5 protein-coding genes are annotated in these 5,683 nt (G+C 72.3%); 4 read left to right on the forward strand and 1 reads right to left on the reverse strand.

Annotated features, from left to right (window positions below):
• Positions 1–231 precede the first annotated feature (231 nt).
• The 4 genes from HW445_RS16630 (at position 232) to gap (ending at position 4,991) form a co-directional block, all read left to right on the forward strand.
• Complete coding sequence (locus HW445_RS16630) at positions 232–1,938, forward strand: DUF4157 domain-containing protein (protein WP_180221803.1); 1,707 nt, start codon at positions 232–234, stop codon at positions 1,936–1,938.
• A gap of 147 nt (positions 1,939–2,085) precedes the next feature.
• Positions 2,086–2,838 (forward strand): alpha/beta fold hydrolase, encoded by a 753-nt coding sequence (locus tag HW445_RS16635; RefSeq protein ID WP_180221804.1) that lies wholly within the window; start codon positions 2,086–2,088, stop codon positions 2,836–2,838.
• Positions 2,839–2,894: 56 nt separating this feature from the next.
• The gene (locus tag HW445_RS16640; RefSeq protein ID WP_180221805.1) at positions 2,895–3,851 is read left to right on the forward strand and encodes a GlxA family transcriptional regulator; all 957 of its coding nucleotides are present in this window, start codon (positions 2,895–2,897) and stop codon (positions 3,849–3,851) included.
• Positions 3,852–3,992: 141 nt separating this feature from the next.
• Positions 3,993–4,991 (forward strand): type I glyceraldehyde-3-phosphate dehydrogenase, encoded by a 999-nt coding sequence (gap, locus tag HW445_RS16645; RefSeq protein ID WP_180221806.1) that lies wholly within the window; start codon positions 3,993–3,995, stop codon positions 4,989–4,991.
• A 30-nt stretch (positions 4,992–5,021) separates the two neighbouring features.
• On the opposite strand, the gene HW445_RS16650 is transcribed toward gap, so the two are convergent.
• Positions 5,022–5,683: carbon-nitrogen hydrolase family protein (locus tag HW445_RS16650; RefSeq protein ID WP_180221807.1), on the reverse strand; the 662-nt coding region annotated here is incomplete at its 5' end.

Consider the following 5,683-nt stretch of genomic DNA (forward strand, 5'->3'; position numbering starts at 1 on the left):
CCTTCGCGCTGCTGGGGAACGGCCCGCGGCGACCCGCCCCCCACCGCTGACCCGCGCGGGACGGCCCACCCCGGCACACTCCGGGGTCACGGCCCAGGGCTTCGATGAGCAGTGGGTACGTTCGGGCAGTCTTCGTTCCTCCGACCCTGCCCTCTTTCCCCTTCCTCCCGGCCGGGCGGCGCGGCAGCATGGGTCGTTGATCTGTGTGTGCCTGAACGAGAGGAAGCGGCCATGCGTGCCGACAGAGAGCAGCGCCTCGCCGAGCCGGGCAACGACAAGCGGGTGCTTCCTCGGCAGGCCGGCCAGGCCCCGGCTCTCTTCGGCCCGGGGCCTGCCGCCCCCGGGCGTACCGGCCGGATGTCTCCCGAGGCCGCGCGCTCCCTCCAGCGGACCATCGGCAACGCCGCGGTCGTCCGTCTGATGGAACAGGAACGCCATCAGCACGACGCGCACTGCGGCCACGCCGCCACCACCGCCACTCAGCGACTCGCCGAGGACGGGGCGGTGGAGGACGACGCGATGGCCCAGGCGGACGCCGTGACACGGACCTCGGGCAGCCCACTGCGGGCGGACCTCCAGCGCAAGATGGAAGGCGATTTCGGCGGCGAGGACTTCAGCGACGTCCGTGTCCACGTCGACCGTGGATCGGCCGACGCCCTGGGGGCCAAGGCCTACACCACGAAGACCAACCGGATCGTGTTCCGTACCGCGGCCGACATGGACGACCACACGGTGCGACACGAGTTGCAGCACGTCCGCCAGCAGCGTGCCGGAGGGGTGCCCACGGGCGTCAGCCACCCCACCGACGCCCTGGAACGGGACGCCGAGAACACGGCATCCGAGCTGGGACGGCAGACGAAGGGCGTGCAGCGTTCCGTGGCTCCCCACCACAGCCCCTCGCCGGTGCCATCCCCGAGCCAGGCCGGCGTCGTGCAGCGGGTGGCGAAGACCTCGCGCACCCTCTATCCGGCGTGGGCCGGAGAAGGACCTCAGCTGAACCTCGCACAGAAGAACTGGGTGTGGCAGAAGCTCCTCGGTCTCAATGGCAACGTGCCTACGCGGTTGAGGGGCCTGTCGGAGGAACAGGCCCTGCAGCAGCTGCGCGACAACGGCGTGACCAGGGCCGCCATGGACGCGGAGATCGGCGTCCCCGCGTCGCCGGCGCAGCAGAGCGGCGCCCCGGAGTCCATGGAGCAGTACCAGGAGCGGGCCGGGGGCACCGTCTCCGACGCCGACCGCGTCTGGCGCGAACGGCAGCCCGACATGCCCAGGCTGGAGACACGGACCTTCGACATCGAGGGCCTGGGCCGGGGAACCGTCGCGATGCTCAAGAGCGCCTCCGCCCCCAAGCACCCCGACATGCTGGCGTGGTTCTCGCACGGCTACGAGGACAAACATCCCATCACCATCAGCACGCCACGGCAGTACGGCTTCGCCGTTCAGGGGGAGCAGAGCCTGAACCGGATCGGGGCCAACGCCGAAGTCTTCGCGTCACTCCCTGAAGCCCTCGCGAACGCCGGGTGGGAACCCACCACCGAGGCACCGGGTGAGTACGTCCAGCCCCACCACGCCACCGAACTCTCGCTGGAGATCGACCGCGTGACCGGGCTGGTCGACCACTGCGACGTGGCGGTCCTGCTGGACTTCCAGTGGTCCGGCAAGGTCGCCGACGAGTTCGCCGAAGCGAGGAAGGCCGAGACGCCGCCGCTGCCCGTCATCATCGAGAACGCGCCGGCGTTCAGCAGGTACAAGTCGCTGCTGATCTACGCCTGCCGGACACCGTGGTCCGTGTCCGCGGCCGTCGAGGGCAGCGGCACCCTCAAGGCACGCATGCAGAAGGAACTGATGGAGAAGGAAGGGCTTTCCGCGACCGACGCGCTGGCGAAGGCCCAGGCGAAGTACGAGGGCTCCCCCCAGGAGGGCAAGGTCTACCAGTAGGAAAGCAGGAACCGACCGACCTTCCCGCCCCGCGCCCGGTGAGGCTCTTCTCTTCCGGGGGGCAGGACCGGACAATGGGGGCCGTATCGGCGCAGTCAGCCATCGGTCACCGGTCACCGGGAACCGGTCGGGGAAGGGACACACGGCGTGGGACACGAGGAATACGGCGAGGGACCGCACGCGGTCATCGCGTTGCACGGCTGGTTCGGTTCGGCGGCGGCCTGGCGGACGGTCCATCCGCATCTCGACGGCGCCGAGTTCCGGTACGTGTTCCCCGACTACCGCGGCTACGGGTCGCGTCTGCACGAGACCGGTGACCACACGCTGAAGGAAGCAGCGGCGGACGTCCTCGCGCTGGCCGACCGCCTCGGCCTGGAGCGGTTCTCGCTCGTCGGGCATTCGATGGGTGGCGCGGTCATGCAGCGGGTGCTGGCCGACGCGCCGCACCGGGTCCGCGCGATGGTCGGCATCTCCCCGGTGCCGGCCAGTGGGGTCCCCTTCGACGACCAGGCCTGGGCGCTCTTCTCCGGCGCGGCCGACGAGCCCGCCAACCGGCGGGTCATCGTCGACATGACCACGGGCAACCGGCTGAGCGGGGTATGGCTGGACGCCGTCGTCGCCCATTCCCGGCGTCACTCCACGCCCGCCGCCGTCGCGGGCTTCCTCCAGGCGTGGGCGAGGACGGACTTCCACACCGAGATCGAGGGCAACCCGGTCGAGGTGAAGGTGATCGTCGGCGAGCACGACCCCGCGCTGGGCGCGGACGTCATGGAGGCCACCTTCCGGCAGTGGTATCCGCGCTGCGAGGTGGAGGTGCTGTCCAACGCGGGCCACTACGCGATCGACGAGACGCCCGTCGCGCTGGCCACGTCCGTCGAGCGGTTCCTGACGACCCGGTGAGCGCGTCGGGGGGAGGGCGCGGCGGGGCGGGAGCAGGGCGCACGTAGCCTCGTCGCATGCCAGCCTCCCGACTCCACCGTGTCGCCGTGCTCGTGCTCGAGGGCGCCAAGCCGCTCGACGTCGGCATCCCCGCGCAGGTCTTCACGACCCGCGCGAGCATGCCCTACGAGGTACGGGTGTGCGGGGCGGCGCCCGGCCGCGTGACCGGCGGCGACGGCCTGGCGTACGACGTCGCCCACGGGCTGGAGGCGCTCGGGTGGGCCGACATCGTCTTCGTCCCCGGCTACCGGTTCCCGGACCGCGAGGACCCGCCGCGGGCCGTCGTCGACGCGCTGATCGCCGCCCACGCCCGGGGCGCGCGGCTCGCCGCCATCTCCACCGGCGCCTTCGCCCTCGCCGCCACGGGCCTGCTCGACGGCAGGCGCGCCACGACCCACTGGCACTACGCGCGGGCGCTCCAGACCAGGCACCCGCTGGTCCAGGTCGACGAGAACGTGCTCTTCGTCGACGAGGGCAGCGTGCTCACCTCCGCCGGCGCCGCCTCCGGCATCGACCTGTGCCTGCACATCCTGCGCGGCGACCTCGGGGTGGCCGCGTCCAACCACGCGGCCCGCCGCCTGGTCGCGGCCCCCTACCGCAGCGGCGGACAGGGCCAGTACGTGCCGCGCAGCGTGCCCGAGCCCAAGGGGGAGCGCTTCGGCGCCACCCGGGAGTGGGCGCTGCACCGGCTGGGCGAACCCCTCACGCTGGACGTCCTGGCGCGGCAGGCCGAGGTCTCGCCGCGCACCTTCTCCCGGCGTTTCGTCGAGGAGACCGGCTACACGCCGATGCAGTGGGTGATGCGCGCCAGGATCGACCTGGCCCGCGAACTGCTCGAGCGGTCGCAGCGCAGCGTCGAACAGATCGCCGCCGACGTCGGTCTGGGCACCGGCGCCAACCTGCGTCTGCACTTCCAGCGCATCCTCGGCACCACGCCGAGCGAGTACCGGCGCACCTTCACCCTGGGGGAGTGACCGGGCGAGCGACGGGGCGGGCGACGGGCGAGCGACGGGGCGGGCGACCGGTGGCACGATCCTTTCGAACTGTGGCGATCTCGCCACTGTCAGCGGCCCGGGCGGCTGGCGAGACTGATGGTGAAAGGAAGGACATCACCCATGACTCGCATCGCCATCAACGGATTCGGCCGCATCGGACGCAACGTGCTGCGCGCGCTGCTCGAGCGTGACAGCGCGCTCGAGATCGTCGCCGTCAACGACCTGACGGAGCCCACCGCGCTCGCCCGGCTGCTCGCCTACGACAGCACCTCCGGCCGGCTCGGACGCCCGGTGACCGTCGACGGTGACGTCCTCGTGGTCGACGGCCGCCGGATCAAGGTGCTGGCCGAGCGCGAGCCGGCGCAGCTGCCGTGGGCGGAACTCGGCGTCGACATCGTCCTGGAGGCCACCGGCCGCTTCACCTCGGCCAAGGCCGCCGGCGCCCACCTCGACGCGGGTGCGAAGAAGGTGCTCGTCAGCGCGCCCGCCGACGGCGCGGACGTCACGCTGGCGTTCGGGGTGAACACCGACGCCTACGACCCGGCGGTGCACACCATCGTCTCGAACGCCTCCTGCACCACCAACGCGCTCGCGCCGCTGGCCGCCGTCCTCGACGAACTCGCCGGCATCGAGCACGGGTTCATGACGACGGTGCACGCCTACACGCAGGAGCAGAACCTGCAGGACGGCCCGCACCGCGACCCCCGCCGGGCCCGCGCCGCCGGCGTCAACATCGTGCCGACCACGACCGGCGCGGCCAAGGCGATCGGCCTGGTGCTGCCGAACCTCGACGGCAAGCTGTCCGGCGACTCGATCCGCGTGCCGGTGCCGGTGGGCTCGATCGTCGAGCTCAACACGACCGTCGCCCGCGACGTGACCCGGGACGAGATCCTGGCCGCGTACCGCGCCGCCGCCGAGGGACCGCTCGCCGGCGTCCTGGAGTACTCGGACGACCCGCTGGTGTCCTCCGACATCACGGGCAACCCGGCCTCGTCGATCTTCGACTCGGCCCTCACCCGCGTCGACGGCCGCCACGTCAAGGTGGTCGCCTGGTACGACAACGAGTGGGGCTTCTCGAACCGCGTGATCGACACGCTCGAGCTCCTCGCCGCGGGCTGACCGGGCGGCGGGCGCCGGCTGCCGGGCGAGTCACCGACGGCCGCCCGACGCAGCCGGCACCGCCCTCCTGCTCACGGAGCGCGCGGCTTCCGCGCGCTCCGCGAGCATGCGCAGCAGCGTGCGCACGGACGTGATCCGGCCGGGTTCCAGTTCGCCGACCAGAACCTGGGCGCGGTCCGTCCGCGCGATGCCGACCAGGGCGCCGTCCGGGGCGTAGACGGCGCTCGCCCCTCCCGCCCGGCGATTGGCCGGGCCGCCGATCGCGTTGGCGAAGACGCTGTAGAAGGTGTTCTCCAGCGCGCGGGCAGGCATGTACACAGCGGCCCGGCGCTCGGCTCCCACGACGAACGCGCTGGCGCACACGTAGACGTGCGCACCGGAGAGGGCCGCGGCTCCGGCGTGCGCGGCGAAGGACATGTCGTAGCAGACGGCTCCGCCGAGCCGCCAGCCGTCGACCTCCCAGAACCCGTCCCCGCCCGTGCCGGCGGTGAAGATCCTGGCCTCGTCCGCGTGCCAGAGGTGCTGCTTCGTGTAGCCGAGACGGACCGAGCCGGACGGGGTGAACTCCAGCAGGCCGTTGGCGAGGCGGCCGTCGGCACGCCGGACCGCCGCACCGGCCAGTACCAGCGTCCCCGTCCGCACGGCCGCCTCGGCCAGGGCGTCCAGACGCCCGTCGGTGACGGCGCCGGTCG

The organism is Streptomyces sp. UH6 (assembly GCF_013421635.1).
Classification (GTDB): domain Bacteria; phylum Actinomycetota; class Actinomycetes; order Streptomycetales; family Streptomycetaceae; genus Streptomyces; species Streptomyces abyssomicinicus.

What these genes read in the sequence shown, in the direction of transcription:
- gap (WP_180221806.1), top strand. Translation starts at nt 3,993, where the DNA reads ATGACTCGCATCGCCATCAACGGATTCGGCCGCATCGGACGCAACGTG.
- HW445_RS16630 (WP_180221803.1), top strand. Translation starts at nt 232, where the DNA reads ATGCGTGCCGACAGAGAGCAGCGCCTCGCCGAGCCGGGCAACGACAAG.
- HW445_RS16640 (WP_180221805.1), top strand. Translation starts at nt 2,895, where the DNA reads ATGCCAGCCTCCCGACTCCACCGTGTCGCCGTGCTCGTGCTCGAGGGC.